The organism is Streptococcus sanguinis (assembly GCF_050234405.1).
Taxonomy (GTDB): Bacteria; Bacillota; Bacilli; order Lactobacillales; family Streptococcaceae; genus Streptococcus; species Streptococcus sanguinis_W.
The window spans coordinates 2,124,833-2,144,515 of record NZ_CP092117.1 but is presented as its reverse complement, the minus strand read 5'-3'; the positions used below and the strand labels follow the sequence as shown (position 1 = coordinate 2,144,515).

Genomic DNA, 19,683 nt, shown 5'->3' with positions numbered 1-19,683 from the left:
AGTTATGTAGCAAGCCTTAATAATTATGCTTGTTTTTAAAAACAAATTTATTTATATGAATATTTGTGGTCATATAATTCATATTTGTTCATTTATTATGCATCCAAATATTACATTTTTGTTTCAAAGAAATACAAGAAGATGACGGAGGAAACGGTTTTCAATTCTTATATAACAAGGTTTTTGGAGAAATAAACTGGTTTACACATTGTCGACAAAAGCTGAACTGGTAAAGGTAAATAGTTGACTTATAGTCAATCGTATGCTAGTCTAATATATGTAGTATATTGGAAATGTAAAGGAATTTTAATATTTTTACATGTTCGATAAAAAGGAAAAAAGGAAAAAAACGGAGGGATTATTTATGAAAAGAATATCTCAGACTATTGCGCGCTTTTTCTCAGTAGCCTTTGTGCTCCTCTTTAGCCTGTTTTCTAGCAGTCAATCTGCCAGAGCCAACACGGTAGACGATGTTATCACGTCAGTAAATGTTTACAATCAAAAGGGTGAAGAACTGACTGACGGCCTCTCCCCTTGGGAAAAATTCCAGATTGACGCAAACTTTGCCTTCAATTACGGTAAGGTTCAGCCAGGAGATACTACGACCATTGGACTTCCTGCTGAATTTGCCTTGGAGGGAGCTGATTTTGAAGTCAAAGATGATGACGGCAATCTCGTAGCGACAGCTGTGGTTGATGCAAGCTCTAAACAGCTTACGCTGACTTATACAGACTATGTCCTGACTCGCTCTCATATTGAAGGGAAAGTTCATCTCTTGGCTCGCGTTGATCATACAGTAGCCAGAGATAAAGGCTCTATTCCTCTGAAACTTATCGTTGGCAAGAAGATTGTTGAGTATGGGAAAATTGACTACAAAGGTCTTCCTGGCCAAGCAACTCCTTATACTTTCATAAAATACGGCTGGAATAATGCAGATAATATTAAGAGTATTACTTACAGTCTAAATATCAACCAACAAAATCAAGAACTGGATAATGTTGTTATTTCAGATACTCTGGGCTTTAATACCGGAGAAATTGATCTCAACAGCTTCCAAATTCTTAAAGGTTCATGGGTTGTTGACCCAGCTGATAACTCTTATCGACTAAGTCAGCAACGCGAGGATGTGACAGGAAACTACACGATTAATCTTGCTGCTGACAAGCGTTCCTTTACCATTAACATGGGGCATATCGGTGCCAACGAAGGCTTCTATGTTCGCTATCGTGTTAACTTCCCTACAGTTCCGACTGATGGAACACTCTTCCCGAACGAAGCAATCATGCGAGCAGATAATATCGAAGAACAAAAATCTTCGGTTGCTGTCCGCTACCAACGTGCAAACGGCTATGCACATGGAGATGTCTATGGTGTGCAGGTGACTAAAAAAGACGAAGCTGGTAAAGCCCTAGCAGGTGCTGAATTCACATTGTACGATGAAGATGGTGTGACAATTGTTCAAAAAGCAACTAGTGATGCTAACGGGATTGCTTCTTTCAGCAACTTGATTAAGGAGCATTATCTGATTAAGGAAACCAAGGCACCAGAAGCTTACCAATTGTCAGATGAAGAGATTCAGGTTAATGCCGCTCAGCTCAAGAATTATGGTTCTGGTATTATTTACAAAGACTTTACCAACCGTAAGGCATTGATTACCGCTTCAGGTACCAAGACTTGGAATGATGATAACGATAAAGATGGCAAACGCCCAGACAAGATTACCGTTCGTCTCTATGCAAATGGCACTGAAGTCGCTCATAAAGAAGTTGGTCCGAATGATAAGGGTGAGTGGAAGTATGAGTTCACTGACTTGCCAGCGACTGGTGAAGATGGAAAAGATATTGTCTACTCAGTTACTGAAGACCGTGTTTATGGTTATACAGCTACTGTTGATGGTATGAACATTACCAATACACCAGTTCCAGGAGTTCCGCAACCGCCGAAACCTAGCTCGGACAATAGCTCTAAGAGCAGCAGTAGTAGTTCTAGCTCTAGCTCAAGTAGCAGTAGCACGACTTCTAGCTCAAGCAGCACTACAGGAAGCACTGTTGTGATCATCGAATCAGACAATGGTACTGGCGGAGGAAATGCCTCTAATGTTGGAACCAAGAAAGTTCTCCCTAAAGCGGGTGAGAATGCTAGCTGGATCATGATTGCTGCTGGAGTAGCTCTAGTAGGCTTGGTAGGCTTCATTGTCTTCCGTGCTAAGAAGAAATAAATTTTATCTCTGTTCCTTTTAGGGACAGAGATTTTTTGCTCCAAACCCGGATTAGCTGTAGCCGTTTTTTAGAAAGTAGAAATAAGAATGCTTTTTTTACAATCAGTCACTATCTTGTATCCTTTTGTTAATCCAGACTGTGATGTTCCGTAATATAGTTGTTTTAAAATAAAAAGCAACTAAGATGTTTCCTAGAACAAATTAGTTGCTCAGAACTACGGGGAAGGCCGCTTTGATGTGCAAGCGTGAGGTACATCAAAACTTGATATATATAATCTTTCTTAATTCCTAAATCAAAAAAATTATAAGACATCCTTAGGAATATGCTCGGTGTGTAACCATCTTTATCAGGTTTTCGTCAAACATATTTTGCTTCAGTCTTCTCTCGTAGTTTTTTCTATGCGATGCCCCCTTTTCTTGTGTCTAAAGGAAGGGGATTTTTTGTGTGGAAAATCTACTTTGAATTTAAGGAGATGATTGAGCTGAAAAAAGCGAAATTAAATAAGCAAAAAAGCCTTGATTTCAAGGCTTTTTTGCTGTTGTTTAGATGCCCCCTGCAGGGATCGAACCTGCGACCCACGGATTAAGAGTCCGCTGCTCTGCCAGCTGAGCTAAGGAGGCAATAGAAAAAGCTGTATTGGTGCCGGACCTTCACGATTTGTATTGAACCCGCGCAATTAAGCAGGTGGGCAACTCGCTCTAACTGAAGCTGCTTCCGCGTGACACGGCTTGCATGCTGTTAGAAGTCTTTTGTTTCCCTAATAATACAAAAAATAGTCGGTCAACACTTAAGTGTGAAGTCGTACACCACAGCGTTTCTATAATTATAATACCATAATTTTTGAAAAATTCAAGAGAAAAATGTGATTTTTTGCAAACGATGTCATCATTTTTTTAAGTCATCAATCTTATCCTTAGTCATTCCAAGGGCTCGCTCGTATTTGCCATTCTCATTAGGCGTGAAGTAATTGGCATCTTTTATCTTGTCAGGCAGATAGTCCTGCTTGACCCAATTGCCAGGATAGGAGTGAGGGTAGAGATAGTCCTGTGCGTTGCCCAATTCCTTGCTGCCAGCATAGTGGCCGTCTCGTAAATGGCGGGGAATGGGTAGGTTTCCATTCTTTCGTAAGTCAGCTAAGGCCTTGTCCATGGCTAGATAGGCTGAGTTGGACTTGGGCGATAGAGCTAGATCAATGACAATATTGGCAATAAGGATACGAGCTTCAGGAAAGCCAATCCGCTGAGCTGCTTCTAGAGCTGTGACGGTATGGACTTGTGCGTCTGGATTTGCCAGACCAATATCCTCGTAAGCGATAACGGTCAAGCGTCGAGCTAGGCTAGGCAGGTCTCCTGCCTCAACGAGGCGGGCTGCGTAGTGGAGACTGGCATTGACATCGGAGCCACGGATGGACTTCTGCAGGGCAGAGAGGACATCGTAATGACCGTCTCCGTCCTTATCCATGGTGATGTAGCTCTTTTGCAGGCTGTTTTCCATGACATCAAGCGTGATGTGGCGGATGCCCTTGCCATCTTCTGGGGTAGAGAGTACGGCTAGGTCCAGCGAGTTATAGGCGGAGCGCAGGTCTCCGTTGGTAGAGATAGCAATGAAGTCTAGAGCTTCCTCGTCTAGCTCCACTGGGAAATCAAATCCTCGTTCCTTATCCGTCAAGGCTAGCTGAATGGCCGTCCGGATGTCGTCGTTGCTGAGGGGCTCTAGCTCAAATATCTGAACCCGGCTTCGAATAGCAGGGGTGACAGAAAAGAAAGGATTTTCCGTCGTCGCCCCAATCATGATGACCAGACCGCTTTCTAGCAGCGGCAGTAGGAAGTCTTGTTTTGTTTTATCCAAGCGATGAATCTCGTCTAGCAGGAGCACCAGTCCGCCGGAAAATTTAGCCTCCTCAGCGATTTCTTGCAGGCGCTTCTTGCTATCTACGGTGGCGTTAAAGGTCCTAAAGGCAAACTTGGTTGTGCCGGCAATAGCCGAGGCGATAGAGGTCTTGCCGATGCCGGGTGGTCCGTAGAGAATCATCGAGGACAGGCGGTTGGCTTCAACCATGCGACGGATGATTTTCCCGGGTCCGACCAGATGTTGCTGGCCGATAATCTGATCAATATCGGTCGGCCGCATGCGCAGGGCTAGGTTTTCTGGCATAAGATTTCCTTTCTGCAAGTGTTTTTCTTGGCTTTTTGTGTTACTATTGTAGATAGTAATATTTTATCACAATGAAAAGAGGAAATCATGGCTAAGTACGGTTTTTTGGAGATATTGGACGAGGAAATGGGGAAGAGCTTTCCTTTTGACTATGAAATAAACTGGGACAAGAAGAATCACGCAGTGGAAGTCGCCTTTCTCCTTGAGGTACAAAATCCAGGCGGTATTGAGACGGTTGATGCTGAGGGCAATGCCTCGGCTGAAGATATTTACTTTGAGGAAGCCGTGCTTTTCTATAATCCGGTCAAGTCTCGTTTTGAGGCCGAGGATTATCTGGCGGTTCTTCCCTATGAGCCGAAGAAAGGGCTGTCACGGGAGTTTCTAGCTTATTTCGTGGATTTCCTAACCCAAACAGCTGAGTCTGGCCTTGATGCGCTCATGGACTTTTTAGCAGATTCAGAGGCGGCAGAGTTTGAGATGGCTTGGAATGCTGAGGCTTTTGAAAATGGCAGAGCTGACTTGGCTGAGACAGAATTTTATTCATATCCGAGGTATTAGGAGGCGCTGATGACAGATGAAGAAGGACTAGATTTGCTGCACAAACAGATGGAGTTTTCTGGCTGCAAGATTGCCTTGCTCTGTAATGATAAGCTACTGACTATCTTGCGAGACGATATTTCAACCATTCCTTGGCCCAATATGTGGGAGTTGCCGGGCGGTGGCCGCGAGGGTGAGGAGACGCCTTTTGAATGCGTCCAACGAGAGGTTTTTGAAGAGCTTGGTTTGAAGCTTGAAGAAGCGGATATTGTCTGGGTTAAGGAATATCAAGGAATGCTTGATCCTGACAAAACCTCTATTTCTATGGTGGGAACCATCACTCAGGAAGAATTTGCAAGCATTGTCTTTGGCGATGAGGGCCAGGCTTATCAAATGATGGATGTGAGCCAGTTTTTAGCAGATGAAAAGGTTATTCCGCAGCTGCAGAGCAGGTTGAGAGATTATTTGGAGGTGCGATCATGATTTATATTGAGCGGGCAGGAGCTGAGGATTTAGAGACCATTATTGCCATTCAGCGAGCGAGTTTTAAGGCCGTTTATGAGAAATATCAGGATCAATACGACCCCTATCTGGAGGAGCGTGAGCGGATTCGCTGGAAACTGGTTGAGCGGCCCAATAGTTTTTATTATTTTGTCAAAGACGGCGAGAAGATTCTGGGCTTTATCCGCTTGAATACAAATGATGAACAGACAGCAGGCTGGATTGGGACAGTGGCGATTTTGCCAGAGCACCAGAATAAAGGATATGGCTCTGAGGGGCTTGGCCTGATAGAGGAGACATTCTCTACCATTATGAAATGGGATTTGTGTACGGTTTTCCAGGATAAAGGCATGGTGGCTTTTTATGAGAAAAACGGCTATCATCAGACCCATACGGAGCCCGAAAAAGAGGGCATGGATATGGTCTATATGACGAAAACAATGAAATAAACAAAGAAAGGATTGTTCAGTTAAATTTCTAAACTGAACCTGCCCTAAACACTGTGTCAAAAAAGATAAGGTTCTCATAGACGCAAGCGTCGTCAGAGAATTTCCTATTTTGGTCTTAGGTTTTACGGGCTTGGTATTTTAATGATGGACACTTGGCAGGAATTAACGATTGAAGTGAAGCGGGAGGCGGAGGAAGCGGCCTCGAATATTCTGATTGAGCTGGGCAGTCAGGGGGTGGCTATCGATGACAGCGCAGATTATCTGGGGCAGGTTGACCAGTATGGTGAGCTTTTTCCAGAAGTGGAGCAGAGCGATCGGGTCAAGATTACTGGCTACTACCCGGATTCGGTGGATATAGAGGCTGTTGCGGCCCAGGCCAATGAGCGTCTGGCTGAGCTGGATGGCTTCGGCTTGGAGACGGGAGATATTCAGCTGACTCGGCAGGAACTGGCTGAGGAAGACTGGGCGGACAACTGGAAGAAGTACTTTGAGCCGGCTCGGATCACCCACGACTTGACTATTGTGCCGTCCTGGACGGAGTATGAAGCGACAGCTGGTGAGAAGATTATCAAGTTGGATCCTGGCATGGCCTTTGGTACGGGCACTCACCCGACGACCAAGATGAGCCTCTTTGCGCTGGAGCAGGTCCTGCGGGGTGGTGAAACGGTGTTGGATGTAGGCACAGGCAGCGGCGTCCTCTCCATTGCTAGCTCACTCTTGGGGGCCAAGGACATCTACGCCTATGATTTGGACGAGGTGGCGGTGCGCGTGGCGCAGGAGAATATCGAGCTCAATCCAGGTATGGAGAACATCCATGTGGCACCGGGTGATCTTCTCCGAGGCGTAGAAATTGAGGCGGATGTCATTGTTGCCAACATTTTGGCCGATATTCTCATCCATCTAACAGAGGATGCCTACCGTCTGGTCAAGGATGAGGGCTATCTGATTATGAGTGGGATCATTTCTGAGAAGTGGGAAATGGTGCGCGAGTCAGCAGAAACGGCAGGATTTTTCTTGGAAACGCATATGATTCAGGGCGAATGGAATGCCTGTGTCTTTAAGAAAACGCAGGACATTTCAGGCGTGATAGGTGGTTAGATGCAGCAGTATTTTATAAAAGGAAATCCTCAGACCCCTCTGGTGGTTACGGATAAGGACACGGCCAAACATATGTTTTCAGTCATGCGGCTCAAAGCGGGCGACCAAGTCACATTTGTCTTTGATGATGGTGTGAAACGGCTGGCTCGGGTGTTAGACCCCAGTCAGCAGAGCTTGGAAATCGTGGAGGAGCTAGCAGACAATACCGAGCTGCCGGTTCAAGTGACCATTGCCTCAGGCTTTCCCAAAGGTGATAAGTTGGAATTTATCACTCAAAAGGCAACGGAGCTAGGAGCCAGTGCTATCTGGGGCTTTCCAGCTGACTGGTCGGTGGCCAAGTGGGATGGCAAAAAGCTGGCCAAAAAGAGTGAAAAACTGGAGAAAATTGCTCAGGGAGCAGCAGAGCAGAGCAAACGCAATCTGATTCCTGAGATTCGGTTCTTTGATAAAAAGGTAGACTTTCTGGCAGCCTTGACAGACTTTGACCGCATCATCGTGGCCTATGAGGAATTGGCCAAAGAAGGAGAATCTGCAGCTCTAGTCCGAGCTCTGTCGGGCTTGGCAGCCGGCGCAAAAGTCCTTTTTATCTTCGGACCGGAGGGCGGTCTATCGCCAGATGAAATAGCAGCCTTTGACCAAGCAGGGGCTGTATCGGCTGGTCTAGGTCCACGTATCCTGCGAGCTGAAACCGCTCCGCTTTATGCCTTGACCGCAGTCAGTGTTTTGTTGGAATTGAGCAATGACAGTCTTTAAAAAGTAAAATCAGCAACCAGAATGGCTGCTGATTTTTTAATTATTATTGTCTTTCTCGTTTTTTGAAGGCGAAGATTCCTGCAAGTCCGGTCATGACAAGTCCCAAGAGTCCGAGCGAGGACGTCTTTTCTCCGGTTACTGGGAGGCTTTCTGCTCCTGCCTGTCTGTGGAACGCTTGCTTGTTTGTGCTAGGGTCAACAGCAGTCAAGACAGGGAAGTCTACTCTGCTATGCTGCAGGTTGGCTGCTTCGACTGCGATAGTCGGAGAGATTGACTGTTCGATAGGCACCGGTTCAGTTTTCGGTGCGACGTAGACGAATTTGTATTCGCCGAATCCTTCTTGGGCAGAAGCTGCTAGATAGACGATGTCTCCGTCAGTACCAATCAAGTTCTTGGCCTTATCAGCTGTCAGGAAGCGCAGGTCCAGTCCCTTGATGGTATCAGCGAAATGCCAGTTCTGATCTGCACTTGGATTGATATTTTTGACAGCCAAGATATAGTTGATGATAGCTTGGCGGTTTTCCAGATTGAGCAGACGGTTGAGGCTGGCTTCTCGAACACCAGGGAAGTTACCGTTAGACCGGTAGTTGTTGGTCACGACGATAAATTCCTGATTGGGGTCAATCTCTTTGCCTTGATATTTCAGGTTGCGGACCCGACTGGCATTTGGGTTGGCTAGTTTGCCTTCGCGGTCGTATTTATTAGGCTGGGTAATGTCAAACTCATAGGTAACACCGTCAATAACATCAAAGTTATAAGTCCGGTAGTCAGTATTGACCAGATTTTGCGGTTGGCTATTATTTGGATCAATGGTATTGAATTGTCCAGCTGACATTTCCAACCATTCTTTGAGCTGGGCACCGTTGACCTTGAGGATAGCTGTGACATTATCATAAAGATAGAGATCTGCTACATTCTTGATGGCAATAGGACCAGCTGGAATGTCTGTGTAGGCAGTAGCATCCCCACGAGTTCCTGCCTTGAAAGGAGCAGCTGCAGACAGGATAGGAAGGTTGGCTTCAGGCGTGCCAGCCAGCTCTTGCTTAGCATACCAAAGCTGAGCATTATTGACGATTTGCACGGATGGATCGTCTTTGACCAGAGAGAAGTAGCTTGTAATCGGTGCAGTCGTAGTGCCGACTTGCTGGCGGACATAGTTGATAGTCCCTTGATGGGATTCCTTAGCAATGTCAATGACGCGCTGATCTGCTACATTAGACTTGGTATCTACCTTGCGGATGGAGCCCTTGCTGTCAGTGACTTTCCATTTGCCATCGGTATAATTTAGTTTGAGGTCAATGACGCCCAGATGGTCGCCGTATTTTCCAGCCATGGTTACTGGAGTACCGTTGATTTTACCGTTGACACCGTCTACGCCAGGGTATTTTTCGTAGAAGCCAGTTCCGTTTCCACTTGGAAATTCTGCGTGGGAGTGGCCCGTTACGACAGCATCCACACCTGGCAGGCTGGCGATTTGATAGCCTTCATTTTCCTCGCCTTTTTCATACTTGTCATCTCCGATACCAGAGTGAGAAAGCACCAAAGTGATGTCTGCACCTGCCTTGCGCATCTCAGGAATAATGTCTCGAATAGCCTCAACAGAATCGCGAACGACCACTTTTCCTTCTAGGTTTGCCTTATCCCAGTTTAGAATCTGCGGCGGTACAATCCCTGTCACACCAATCTTGACGGTCGTCAAGCGTCCCTGAGTATCTGTAAAGGTCTTTTCGATGATTTTGTAAGGCTGATAGATGAATTTACCAGTCGCTGGATCCAGCACATTGGCATTGACGATTGGCAGGCCAGCTGTCTCAATCACGCGGTTCAGATAGTCCAGGCCGTAGTTGAACTCATGATTGCCTAGCGTACCAGCTTCAAAGCCCAGAGCCTGTAGAGCAGCATACATAGGGTGCTGCTCGCCCTTCTCCACAGGATTCACAATGGCCTTGTAGGTTCCAAGCGGCGTTCCTTGGATGGTATCGCCATTGTCAACTAAGAGGACGTTCGGATTTTCTTTCTTGGCCTTCTCGATTAGCACGGCTGTTTTAGCCAGTCCCAAGGTCTCGACCGGCTTGTCCTGATAGTAGTCGTAGTTGACTAAGTTGGTATGGAGGTCGGTCGTTGCCAAGATACGAAGATCGACAGTCTGTCCCTCCACTGGCTTAGTATCCTCAGTAGCTGCTACATTGCGAGCCATAGCCATCAGAGCATCAGCGTTTCCGCTGGCATTTTCTGGAGAAATAGCAGAGCTAGGATCCGTGCTCTCTGGTGTCGCAGTAGCTTCAGTAGGACTTTTGGCAGTCGTTGGTTTTGCTTCCGCTGCGCTGCTTTCTACTGGAGCAGGATTAGCAGTGACCGGTGCAGTATTCTCATCAGCCTGAACAGCATTTACAGCTGCCGCAAGAGCCGCTGCACTCAAAAGCGCAACCGTTTTTTGAAGGGATGATTTGGACATAATATCTCCTTTGTTAAAATGAATTTCAGACTTATATTATACTATATTAAAGCGCTCTCATCAAGAAGAAATTTCCAGTATAGAGCTTTTATGCTTTCTAACATTAGTTTGAAAATACTGAATGAAGACATCAGCGGATAAGTGAATGATTGGATGGAGGTAGAATAAAATAGAGTTTTAAAAATTTATGCTACACTATAGAGTGACTGAAATAAGTTACTTTGTTAAGCATAATAATCAAGGAGAATATCATGAAAAAGAGAATTTTTTTCAAAATATTACTTTTAGGGGGAGTCATGATAGGATTAATAGGATGTGGAGAAAAGAGGGGCAGCCGAGATTGGATTGAGAATAAGGTAGCTGAAGTGAGTCGCGTCTATCCCACTGAAAATCTATTTGATTTGTTTAAGCAATTTCCGGATGGGTTTAAAGTAGAGCAAGTGTATATCAAACGTGGGACTTATCTTATCGAAATGTCTTTACAAGGGGATAGTAGTAATCACACAATTTCTGGAGTGCTAACCAAGACACGGGCTTCTGATGATATCACTGAAAAGCCAGAAGAAACAATAAGGGTGGATTATATAGATGGGAAATTTATCTTTTCTGATGAGGAGAAAGCGAAAGAATTATGGCCTTTTGATGGATTCTTATTTCAAAAGTTAACGATTAATCAGTCTTTTCTATCTTCTTTATCTATGAAATCCCAAAGTTATAATGGCAACAACGGGGCCTTCGATATTGATTATTCGGTTCAAAATCAAACTATCAATCATTATTTTCACAAAAATGAAAGAGAGCAGGTAATTTTAGGTTTTGGAAGCTCAAACCGAAACGACAATTATTACTATTATTCAGTAACTGTCAACTACGACAATGTTTATTCATTTAGAGAAACTGTGTCAAATTAAGAGGAGATAAAAAATTGTTAACAGTGACATTCTTACGTTAGATGCTTCAAATTTAGCATGTTATCTATTTTGATAAAATCATTGTTAGGAACAACTGTCTCACTGCCTTGTATCCGCTTTCGTATTTTGGTATAATGGTGATGAACTCACTTAGGTAAGTCGGAAAGGAAAATAAAACGGAAAAAATCAGACTGCCTAAGCTGAGAAGCGTATCTGCATTCTTTGCCTGATAAGGAGAGGAGGTTCGCCATGACTATGTCTGCCTTATTTGAGTTGTTTGTTGCCCTTTTAGGTGTGGCATCTACTTGCTACCTTGTCTACGCTTATTGTCAATTTATCAAGGAAGAAGTTCATCACTTTCTTCACCACAACCCGCCCGTTTAAGGCGGGTTTTTGCTTTTGGTAAAATGGTTTATACTATATAATGAAACTGATAGAGATTGAGGAGTGTTTATATGTCTAAGAGAAGAAATAGGATTATGGGACTTATTGGCATAAGTGTACTGATATTGCTGGGAGTAGGCCTATACCTAGCTCATAAAACTCATGAATTTCAGAATGAGATGACAAGAATTGTCCACAGTAAGAAAGTGAAGAATCTAATAGAAAAGAAATTTAAAAAATTAGATTCTCATGCTTTAACGGATAAGGGGAAAATTCAATCCTATAAAATTGATGATAGAAGCATTCGTCATAATCCAATGGGAGGAATTATGTTTGATATTATCATTAATGATGACCCTGATATTGTTGGGTCAACAGGCCTTAGAAAATATGGAGAGAATGAGGACATACGAACTGTTGGTATGGATAGGTCAAAAGGTCTTCAGAAGTTGCTAGGGGAGTAATGGCCAAAGAGTCATAAGGAGATTTCTTTTTTTAGAGGTGAATACATGAAGAAAAAACATAAAATTATCTTATCGGTTATCAGCTTGTTTGTGGCTGTTTGCATTGGAGTAGGTCTCTACCTAGCTCATAAAAATCAAGAATTTCAAAATGAAATGTTCAGGATTGTTCACAGTGAGGAAGTGAGGGAGTTGATTGAAGAAGATTTAAAAAGAAAAGATCCTAATGCGTTAACAGACAAAGGGAAGATTCGCTCTTATAAAATTGATGATAGCTCCATTAAGCATAATCCGATGGGAGGAATTATGTTTCATATTATCATTAATGATAGTATAAGTATGGTTGGGAAGACTGGTCTTCGGATGGATGGTGAGAATGGGAAAATTCGTACGGATGGTATGACTGAATCAGCTGGTTTGCGGGCGTTGTTGGAAAGTGACGACAAGTGATTCAGTATTCTAGTTGTAGCGAAAACCTCTTGCTCTAATTGGAATTGCAAAACCTATACCACATACTAAATTATAATAGTCGTAGGAGTGTCTCATGAAGCAAAAACATAAAATTATCTTATCAGTTGTCAGTTTATTTTTAGCTCTTTGTCTGGGAGGAGGAATATACTTGACTCACAAAAATCAAGAATTCCATAATGAGATGACAAGGATTGTTCACAGTGAGGAAGTGAAGAATTTAATAGAAAAGAAATTAAAAAAATTAGACCCTCATGCTTTAACGGATAAGGGGAAGATTCGCTCTTATAAAATAGATGACAAGACCATCCGTCATAATCCTATGAGCGGAATCATGTTTCATATTGTGATTAACAAAAACCGAGATATTATAGGTAAGTTTGGCATTCAAAAATATGGGGAAGACGAACCAATTAGTACAGTGGGAATGTCAAAATCAAAGAAATTTCAAGATTTACTTAAGGAGTGATTTCGATGTTTTACAATGATGAAGAAAAGAATAAGATTGCTTGGCAAGAATATACTAGTTATAAAATCGGTGACAAGTCAAAGAAAGTGCCCAGCAAAAGAGAAGTGGTATTCAGGAATTGCAGGATAATAAGTAAGGCTTTGTTTTTACCAGCCTCATACCGGATAACTCCCGCCCGTTTAAGGCGGGGTTTTATATGAACCGTCTTCTAGGTTTTCATATCGGGCTAAAAGTGATAAAATAGTAGGCAGGAATTGGAGAGACGAGATGCCAAAAGAAGTGAATTTGACGGGCGATCAGGTATTGGCCCTTACGAGAAAATATCTGGCTGCGGAGGATGTGGCCTTTATACAGAAAGCTCTGATCTATGCGATTGACTGTCACAGTGGGCAGTTTCGTAGGTCGGGTGAGCCTTATATCGTGCATCCTATTCAGGTGGCAGGGATTTTGGCCACACTCAAGCTAGATGCGGTAACGGTTGCCTGCGGCTTCCTGCATGATGTGGTTGAGGATACCCGTGCGACGCTGGATGATTTGGAAAGAGAGTTTGGGACGGATGTGCGCGTGATTGTGGATGGGGTTACCAAGCTGGGTAAGGTCAAATACAAATCTCACGAGGAGCAGCTGGCAGAAAATCACCGTAAGATGCTGATGGCCATGTCAGAGGATATCCGGGTTATTTTGGTCAAACTGGCAGACCGTCTCCACAATATGCGGACGCTCAAGCATCTGCGCAAGGATAAGCAGGAGAGGATTTCCCGAGAAACAATGGAAATCTACGCACCCTTGGCTCACCGCCTGGGGATTTCCAGTGTCAAGTGGGAACTAGAAGATTTGTCTTTCCGTTATCTCAATGAAGTGGAATTTTACAAAATTTCCCACATGATGAAGGAGAAGCGTCGGGAGCGTGAAGAACTGGTAGAAGAGGTGGTTCAGAAGATTGAGACCTATGCTTGCGAGCGCAATCTGCACGGTAAGATTTATGGCCGGCCCAAGCATATCTACTCGATCTATCGCAAGATGCAGGACAAGAAGAAACGTTTTGATGAGATTTATGATTTAATCGCTATTCGCTGTATCTTGGATACTCAAAGTGATGTTTATGCTATGCTGGGCTACATTCATGAGCTTTGGCGGCCGATGCCGGGGCGGTTCAAGGATTATATTGCCAATCGCAAGGCCAATGGTTACCAGTCTATCCATACGACCGTTTATGGCCCCAAAGGTCCGATTGAGTTTCAGATTCGGACCAAGGAAATGCATGAGGTCGCTGAGTATGGGGTTGCGGCTCACTGGGCTTACAAGAAAGGGGTCAAGGGACAGGTAGACAGCAAAGAATCAGCTATCGGGATGAACTGGATCAAGGAGCTGATGGAGCTGCAAGACCAGTCTAACAATGCCAAGGACTTCGTTGACTCGGTCAAGGAGAGCTATCTGGCTGAGGAAATCTACGTCTTCACACCGGATGGAGCAGTGCGCTCTCTGCCTAAGGACTCGGGCCCGATTGACTTTGCCTATGAGATCCATACCAAGGTCGGTGAGAAAGCCACAGGAGCCAAGGTCAATGGCCGCATGGTGCCCCTGACAACCAAGCTCAGGACAGGGGATCAGGTGGAAATCATCACCAATGCTAACTCCTTCGGACCGAGCCGCGACTGGCTCAATATTGTCAAGACTAGCAAGGCCAGAAATAAAATCCGTCAGTTCTTTAAAAATCAAGACAAGGAGCTGTCTATCTCCAAAGGGCGGGAGCTCTTGCAGGCTCAATTCCAAGAGCATGGCTATGTAGCTAATAAGTACATGGACAAGAAGCACATGGAAGAAGTGCTGCAGAAGACAAGTTATAAGACTGAAGAGGCGCTTTTTGCGGCGATTGGCTTCGGTGAGATTGGTGCCATTAGTATTTTCAATCGTTTGACAGAAAAAGAGCGCCGTGAGGAAGAGCGGGCCAAGGCCAGAGCAGAAGCAGAGGAATTGGTTAAGGGCGGCGAGGTCAAGGTCGAAAACAAAAAAGACACCCTCAAGGTCAAGCACGAAGGCGGTGTAGTCATTCAGGGGGCGTCTGGCCTCCTCATCCGGATTGCCAAGTGCTGTAATCCTGTACCGGGTGATGATATTGTCGGCTATATTACCAAAGGACGCGGTGTAGCCATTCACCGGCAGGACTGCATGAATCTCAAGGCTCAGGAAAATTACGAGCAGCGGCTGATTGATGTGGAATGGGAAGACAACAACACGACCAAAGAGTACACGGCTCACATTGATATATACGGTCTCAACCGGTCTGGTCTCCTCAATGATGTGTTGCAGGTTCTGTCTAATACCACCAAAAATATTTCAACAGTCAATGCCCAGCCGACCAAGGATATGAAATTTGCCAATATCCACGTTTCTTTTGGTATTGCGAACCTGTCCATGCTGACGACGGTGGTGGATAAAATCAAAAGCGTGCCGGAGGTCTACTCGGTCAAGCGGACTAATGGCTGATTCTTTTCGGAAATCATTATTGAGCTGTAAGTTACCGTTAAATCAAAGGAAAAGATATGAAAATAGTGATTCAGCGCGTGAAACGTGCTCAGGTCAGCATTGACCAGCAGCTGCACAACAGTATTGGACAAGGTCTCCTGCTCCTAGTAGGCGTAGGGTCTGACGATAGTCAAGAGGATATGGATTATGCAGTCAGGAAGATTGTCAATATGCGGATTTTTTCCGATGCTGAGGGCAAGATGAACCTGTCTATCAAGGACATTTCCGGAGAGATTTTGTCGATTTCCCAGTTCACTCTGCATGCAGATACCAAAAAGGGTAATCGGCCAGCCTTTGTCAAGGCTGCTCCGCCAGAGATGGCCAGCAATTTTTATGATGCCTTCAATCTTGCCTTGCAGCAGGAGGTGCCGACTCGGACGGGTATTTTTGGCGCAGACATGCAGGTAGAGCTAATCAATGATGGCCCAGTGACCATTATTCTGGATACGAAGAATCGCTGAGAATAAATATGAAAAGGAGTTTGAACACTAGTGTTCAAACTCCTAATTTTTTTGGCTTCTGTAGCAATGAGTGTATAGTTTTCTACAACATTACTAAAAATCATCAATAATTTCTTGAGGAATAACTTGTTTGATGGTCGTCACTAGCTGATTGATAAGGATTATGGCTTCAGCGGGCTCTGTGTAGAGTTTTTGAAAATAGGTCTGTATATTTTCTTCAAAATGCTGAGGTAATAGCGGGCAGTTGGTTTTTGCAAACTTCAGCATTCTCTTTTCTCCAGGGTGAGTCTGTTCGTTTAGGGCGAAGAGCAAGTCAAAATAGGAAGCAAAAAATTCACTGCTACGGTGATTGATACTGAGCAAGTCCTGACGCTTGAGCGCTTTTTCTATTTGTTTGGAGAAAGCTGGCATAGCTTGTTCGAGTAGGAGGAGCTGCTTCTTAATAATATTATTTTTCAGTTCAGCTGGATAAGGTCGTCTGTACTTGTTCTGAAGTGCTTCATAGCGACCATTTCGGTCGTAGATGATTTTGCTGTGGAGCAGATTGTGCCACATACAGGTGGTATAGGCATTCTGGGCTTGGTGGTCTAGGACTACAGTCTGCAGATCTTTATCAAAGCTATCCAGTGTACGGTAAATGAGCTCAATTTCGATCTTGCTCTTTAGCACACAGTCATCCTCTAGTTCCCAAAACTGATTGCCGATTTCCATGTAGGAGCAGTACTTGCTGAGGATATCGCGTCGAGTCAGGGGAGCAATAGAATCTGTTAAGTAGATATAAACATCATAGTCTGAGTCTTTGTCAAAATGCTGTCCCGCACGAGAGCCACCGAGAACAATAGCTTCCACTTGATCTAGCTGGGCAAATTCTTTAAAAAGTTGTTGAGGCATAATTTTTCCTTACTGATTTTTGACATCATTGTAGCAAAATGTAAGCGGGTTGGCAAGAAGGAAAAAAGCTTTTGGCATGGTTCCGAGCCTGTAAAATTAAGACCCCGAGGGGGATGAAATGAATGAGCAGGAGCTGGAAGTATTGGACTAAAAAGAAAATGATCTAGGATCGATAGGCTGAACATTTGACTTTGTGTGATAAAATTTTAGGAGTTTTTTCTTTCTTTAACTCATTGTCGGTTTTCTATTTTTTTAAACTCATCGCCTTATTTTTATCTGCAACTTTTCTTAGATTTTGAGATAAGTTTTTAAAGAGTTTTTTGACATCATTTAGTCCAAAAATAAGAAGCATAGCAAGCAAGAGGAAGTGGCGATAATCGTTGATTTGTTTATGTTTTCTTTCATTCTTTAGAAATATTTTAGAATTACTTTATAAATTCTTGAAGTTTGTCTTATATAATCATATTAAAGAAAAGAAAGGAGCCTCTTACCATGGGAAACCTAGTTCAACAGATGCTGAATGCTCTGATTCAAATTGCTTTGTTTGCGTTTCTTCCTTTTGTTTGGTGGTTGATAAGAGCTAGAAGAAAAAGTCCATTTTTAGAATGGCTTGGCTTAAAACCGCTAAAAGTTACTGGCAGCCGGAAGATCTGGCTGTGGATTTTGCTGGGTTCGCTATTTTTCTTGGTTCTTTCGTTTTTGCTACTATATACTACTGTAAAAGGTCTTAAGACAGCGACTTCAAACTTCTCAGGTCTCGGCTTTCAAGCCTTGCCAGCTATTCTGATTTATGGTCTGTTTCAAACTGCTCTGCCAGAAGAACTGCTATTCAGAGGTTTTCTTTTAAAGAGATTGGCTAGTCGCTTATCCTTTGTGGTAGCCAACACCATACAAGCTACTCTTTTTGGTCTGCTGCATGGCTTGATGTTTATAACAGTGCTCTCTTGGCTGCAAACCCTGCTCATCATTTTGTGTACGGCTGGCATCGCGGCCTATATGGGTTTTGTCAATGAAAAGAAATCCGATGGCTCCATTTTAGCCAGCTGGATCATGCATGCCCTAGCAAATTTGATTACGGGTAGTTTATCGGCTTTTATGCTGATTTAATCAATCGAGATTTTCACTGCAAATCAAAAAGTTCCGATTTCCCTTGAGAATCGGAACTTTAGATTTGATGACAGGTGAGCAAAGAGTTCGGTGTAAGTCAAACATAGCTGTTTCTACTGATTTGCAGGGCTGTCTAGTTTCATTTGCTCAAAAACATAAAGGAAGAAGTCTTTCGAAACTTCGAAATGTCCGTATCTTATCTGAGAAGCATACTGGCGCCACTGAGGATGCTGGCGGACTTGGTCAATGGGGCAGTCTCTGACAGGCTGGTAGTAGCTGACATCTCGCCGAAATGGGACAAAGCCTTCAAACATCTCTACTTGGTAGGCAGTGTCATCTAGAATCTTGCCAACTGCTGTAAAGGCCTGCAGCTTTTCCTGACCGCTCAGTTGATACTTGGGGCTGTAGTACAGAAGATAGTCCCCCTTTTTCATTCGGTTTAGCGGTGCTTTCTTTCCATGGCAGACTTGGCAAAATCTACCTTCTACACCTCTTAGTACATGTTCTTTTGATACGACACCAATCCAAAATCTAGTCATTTTCTGCCTCCAGTTTGATTAAGAGTTGGTTTAATATTTCTGTATTATTTCCTAATTTTCCAAAGAACGCCTGATCAATACCTTCTACTAGAGGAAGGGCTTGGTTGACCTTTTGCAGCCCCGTATCCGTTAGAAGTATGATGTTGGCGCGGCTGTCCTTGGGATGGACTTCCCGCATTATCAACCCTTTATTGACCAAGAGGCGGATGATTTGGGATATGGTCATAACATCCATGTCAGAAAATCGGGCAATATCGGTCTGACTCACCCATTCTTGCTGACGCAGGAGTGCAGCAAGAGTGGTCAGAACGACAAACTGGGGATGGGTTAAATCAATCGTTCTCAGTTTGGTTTTGATCAGCCCATGCCACTTGTGGTAGGCACGGATAAAGAGCAGACCGGTTGACTCTTGGTATTCATCCTTGTAGATGGAGTTAAACTGCGATTTTTCCATTAGCTTTCCCTCTAGGTATTTTGTAAGTATACTTATTATAATCTGACATCTTAGTTTTGTCAATAAAAACCCAGTTTAGACTAAAAAGTCCGAACTGGGTTCTGTTTATAGTTTTTCTACATAAATCTGCTGGGCAATCATAGGATTGATTTGGATTTCTTGGGTTTCTGTCTTGAGAAGATAAGCCTGAGCGAAAGAATCGTATTGGATGAAGGTGATGGTTTGGCCGATTTGCAGGTTATATTTTTCCAAGTATTTGAGCAAGTCAAAGTCGTCGTGTACGCGTTTGATAATATAGTCACCAGGGGCAGAAGCCTCTTCCAGAGTCAGTTGATTTTCTTCGTCCAGAAGCTCTCCCTTGGCTGGGATGGTACCCCCGTGAGGACAGATCTTGGGGTACTGGAGCATGGAATCCAGACGCTCAACAAAGCGCTCAGAAACATTGTGCTCTAGGACTTCGGCTTCCTCATGAATTTCATCAGTCGAGTAGCCGAGATGGTTGACCAGAAAGACTTCAATCAGCCGGTGCTTGCGGTAGAGGTCGGAAACTAGCCTTAGCCCCAAATCAGTCAGCAGGTAGCCGGCTTTTTTATCCTTGACCAGAAGTTCTTCCGCCAGCATTTTTTTCATCATTTCCGTCACAGCTGGAGGTGAAACCTGCATGAGCTGGGCGATTTCTTTATTGGTGATTTTTTTGTGGCGGCTGCCAATCTCATAGATACACTTGAGATAGTCTTCTTTATTTGGGGTCATCTTGCATCCTCGCTGAACTTTCTATCATTAGTATAACAAAAATCGCTGCAAGAATACAGTGTCTAAGCCTTTCTTTGATGTTTAGATTTTCTT

At 43.9% G+C, this 19,683-nt stretch carries 20 protein-coding genes and 1 tRNA gene; 14 read left to right on the top strand and 7 right to left on the bottom strand.

Annotated features, from left to right (window positions below; translation table 11 throughout):
* Positions 1-364: 364 nt before the first annotated feature.
* Positions 365-2,218 carry a Cna B-type domain-containing protein gene (locus MFP28_RS10390; RefSeq protein ID WP_002907415.1) on the top strand — a complete coding sequence of 618 codons (1,854 nt, stop codon included), beginning with the start codon at positions 365-367 and terminating at the stop codon, positions 2,216-2,218.
* A 548-nt stretch (positions 2,219-2,766) separates the two neighbouring features.
* Here the strand turns inward: MFP28_RS10390 and MFP28_RS10385 are convergent.
* Positions 2,767-2,839 (bottom strand) — tRNA-Lys (locus MFP28_RS10385).
* A gap of 265 nt (positions 2,840-3,104) precedes the next feature.
* A complete protein-coding gene (locus MFP28_RS10380; protein ID WP_002907414.1) occupies positions 3,105-4,373 on the bottom strand; it encodes a replication-associated recombination protein A in 1,269 nt (422 codons plus the stop codon).
* Positions 4,374-4,460: 87 nt separating this feature from the next.
* On the opposite strand from MFP28_RS10380, the gene MFP28_RS10375 reads away from it, so the two are divergent.
* The 5 genes from MFP28_RS10375 (at position 4,461) to MFP28_RS10355 (ending at position 7,711) form a co-directional block, all read left to right on the top strand.
* On the top strand, positions 4,461-4,931 hold the full coding sequence (locus tag MFP28_RS10375; protein ID WP_002907412.1) for a DUF3013 family protein: 471 nt from the start codon (positions 4,461-4,463) through the stop codon (positions 4,929-4,931).
* Between the two features lie 9 nt (positions 4,932-4,940).
* Positions 4,941-5,393, top strand: coding sequence for an NUDIX hydrolase (locus MFP28_RS10370; protein WP_002907411.1), 453 nt, complete (start codon positions 4,941-4,943; stop codon positions 5,391-5,393).
* The gene (locus MFP28_RS10365) at positions 5,390-5,860 is read left to right on the top strand and encodes a GNAT family N-acetyltransferase (RefSeq protein WP_002907410.1); all 471 of its coding nucleotides are present in this window, start codon (positions 5,390-5,392) and stop codon (positions 5,858-5,860) included. The genes MFP28_RS10370 and MFP28_RS10365 overlap by 4 nt, the downstream gene beginning before the upstream one ends.
* A gap of 144 nt (positions 5,861-6,004) precedes the next feature.
* Positions 6,005-6,958, top strand: coding sequence for a 50S ribosomal protein L11 methyltransferase (prmA, locus tag MFP28_RS10360; protein ID WP_032916297.1), 954 nt, complete (start codon positions 6,005-6,007; stop codon positions 6,956-6,958).
* Positions 6,959-7,711 (top strand): 16S rRNA (uracil(1498)-N(3))-methyltransferase, encoded by a 753-nt coding sequence (locus MFP28_RS10355; RefSeq protein WP_002907408.1) that lies wholly within the window; start codon positions 6,959-6,961, stop codon positions 7,709-7,711.
* 43 nt (positions 7,712-7,754) lie between these two features.
* Here the strand turns inward: MFP28_RS10355 and MFP28_RS10350 are convergent, their stop codons facing one another.
* A complete protein-coding gene (locus MFP28_RS10350) occupies positions 7,755-10,166 on the bottom strand; it encodes a bifunctional 2',3'-cyclic-nucleotide 2'-phosphodiesterase/3'-nucleotidase (protein ID WP_002907407.1) in 2,412 nt (803 codons plus the stop codon).
* Between the two features lie 251 nt (positions 10,167-10,417).
* On the opposite strand from MFP28_RS10350, the gene MFP28_RS10345 reads away from it, so the two are divergent.
* The 7 genes from MFP28_RS10345 (at position 10,418) to dtd (ending at position 15,846) form a co-directional block, all read left to right on the top strand.
* A complete protein-coding gene (locus MFP28_RS10345; protein WP_002907406.1) occupies positions 10,418-11,077 on the top strand; it encodes a hypothetical protein in 660 nt (219 codons plus the stop codon).
* A 255-nt stretch (positions 11,078-11,332) separates the two neighbouring features.
* Complete coding sequence (locus tag MFP28_RS10340) at positions 11,333-11,461, top strand: hypothetical protein (RefSeq protein WP_260468515.1); 129 nt, start codon at positions 11,333-11,335, stop codon at positions 11,459-11,461.
* 71 nt (positions 11,462-11,532) lie between these two features.
* Positions 11,533-11,925, top strand: coding sequence for a DUF1310 family protein (locus tag MFP28_RS10335; RefSeq protein WP_002907405.1), 393 nt, complete (start codon positions 11,533-11,535; stop codon positions 11,923-11,925).
* 45 nt (positions 11,926-11,970) lie between these two features.
* Positions 11,971-12,372 (top strand): DUF1310 family protein, encoded by a 402-nt coding sequence (locus MFP28_RS10330; protein ID WP_002907404.1) that lies wholly within the window; start codon positions 11,971-11,973, stop codon positions 12,370-12,372.
* A gap of 94 nt (positions 12,373-12,466) precedes the next feature.
* Complete coding sequence (locus tag MFP28_RS10325) at positions 12,467-12,859, top strand: DUF1310 family protein (protein WP_002907403.1); 393 nt, start codon at positions 12,467-12,469, stop codon at positions 12,857-12,859.
* A 267-nt stretch (positions 12,860-13,126) separates the two neighbouring features.
* The gene (locus tag MFP28_RS10320; RefSeq protein ID WP_002907401.1) at positions 13,127-15,346 is read left to right on the top strand and encodes a RelA/SpoT family protein; all 2,220 of its coding nucleotides are present in this window, start codon (positions 13,127-13,129) and stop codon (positions 15,344-15,346) included.
* A gap of 56 nt (positions 15,347-15,402) precedes the next feature.
* Complete coding sequence (gene dtd, locus MFP28_RS10315) at positions 15,403-15,846, top strand: D-aminoacyl-tRNA deacylase (protein ID WP_002907400.1); 444 nt, start codon at positions 15,403-15,405, stop codon at positions 15,844-15,846.
* A gap of 93 nt (positions 15,847-15,939) precedes the next feature.
* Here the strand turns inward: dtd and MFP28_RS10310 are convergent, their stop codons facing one another.
* Positions 15,940-16,737, bottom strand: coding sequence for a DUF4037 domain-containing protein (locus MFP28_RS10310; protein ID WP_002907398.1), 798 nt, complete (start codon positions 16,735-16,737; stop codon positions 15,940-15,942).
* A gap of 492 nt (positions 16,738-17,229) precedes the next feature.
* Between MFP28_RS10310 and MFP28_RS10305 the strand changes: the two genes are divergently transcribed.
* Positions 17,230-17,844, top strand: coding sequence for a CPBP family intramembrane glutamic endopeptidase (locus MFP28_RS10305; RefSeq protein WP_002907397.1), 615 nt, complete (start codon positions 17,230-17,232; stop codon positions 17,842-17,844).
* Between the two features lie 113 nt (positions 17,845-17,957).
* On the opposite strand, the gene MFP28_RS10300 is transcribed toward MFP28_RS10305, so the two are convergent.
* From MFP28_RS10300 to MFP28_RS10290, 3 genes are all read right to left on the bottom strand, one after another.
* Positions 17,958-18,383 carry an EVE domain-containing protein gene (locus tag MFP28_RS10300; protein WP_002907396.1) on the bottom strand — a complete coding sequence of 142 codons (426 nt, stop codon included), beginning with the start codon at positions 18,381-18,383 and terminating at the stop codon, positions 17,958-17,960.
* Positions 18,376-18,837 (bottom strand): MarR family winged helix-turn-helix transcriptional regulator, encoded by a 462-nt coding sequence (locus MFP28_RS10295; RefSeq protein WP_002907394.1) that lies wholly within the window; start codon positions 18,835-18,837, stop codon positions 18,376-18,378. The genes MFP28_RS10300 and MFP28_RS10295 overlap by 8 nt, the downstream gene beginning before the upstream one ends.
* A 105-nt stretch (positions 18,838-18,942) precedes the next feature.
* Complete coding sequence (locus MFP28_RS10290) at positions 18,943-19,590, bottom strand: metal-dependent transcriptional regulator (RefSeq protein WP_002907393.1); 648 nt, start codon at positions 19,588-19,590, stop codon at positions 18,943-18,945.
* Positions 19,591-19,683: the final 93 nt, after the last annotated feature.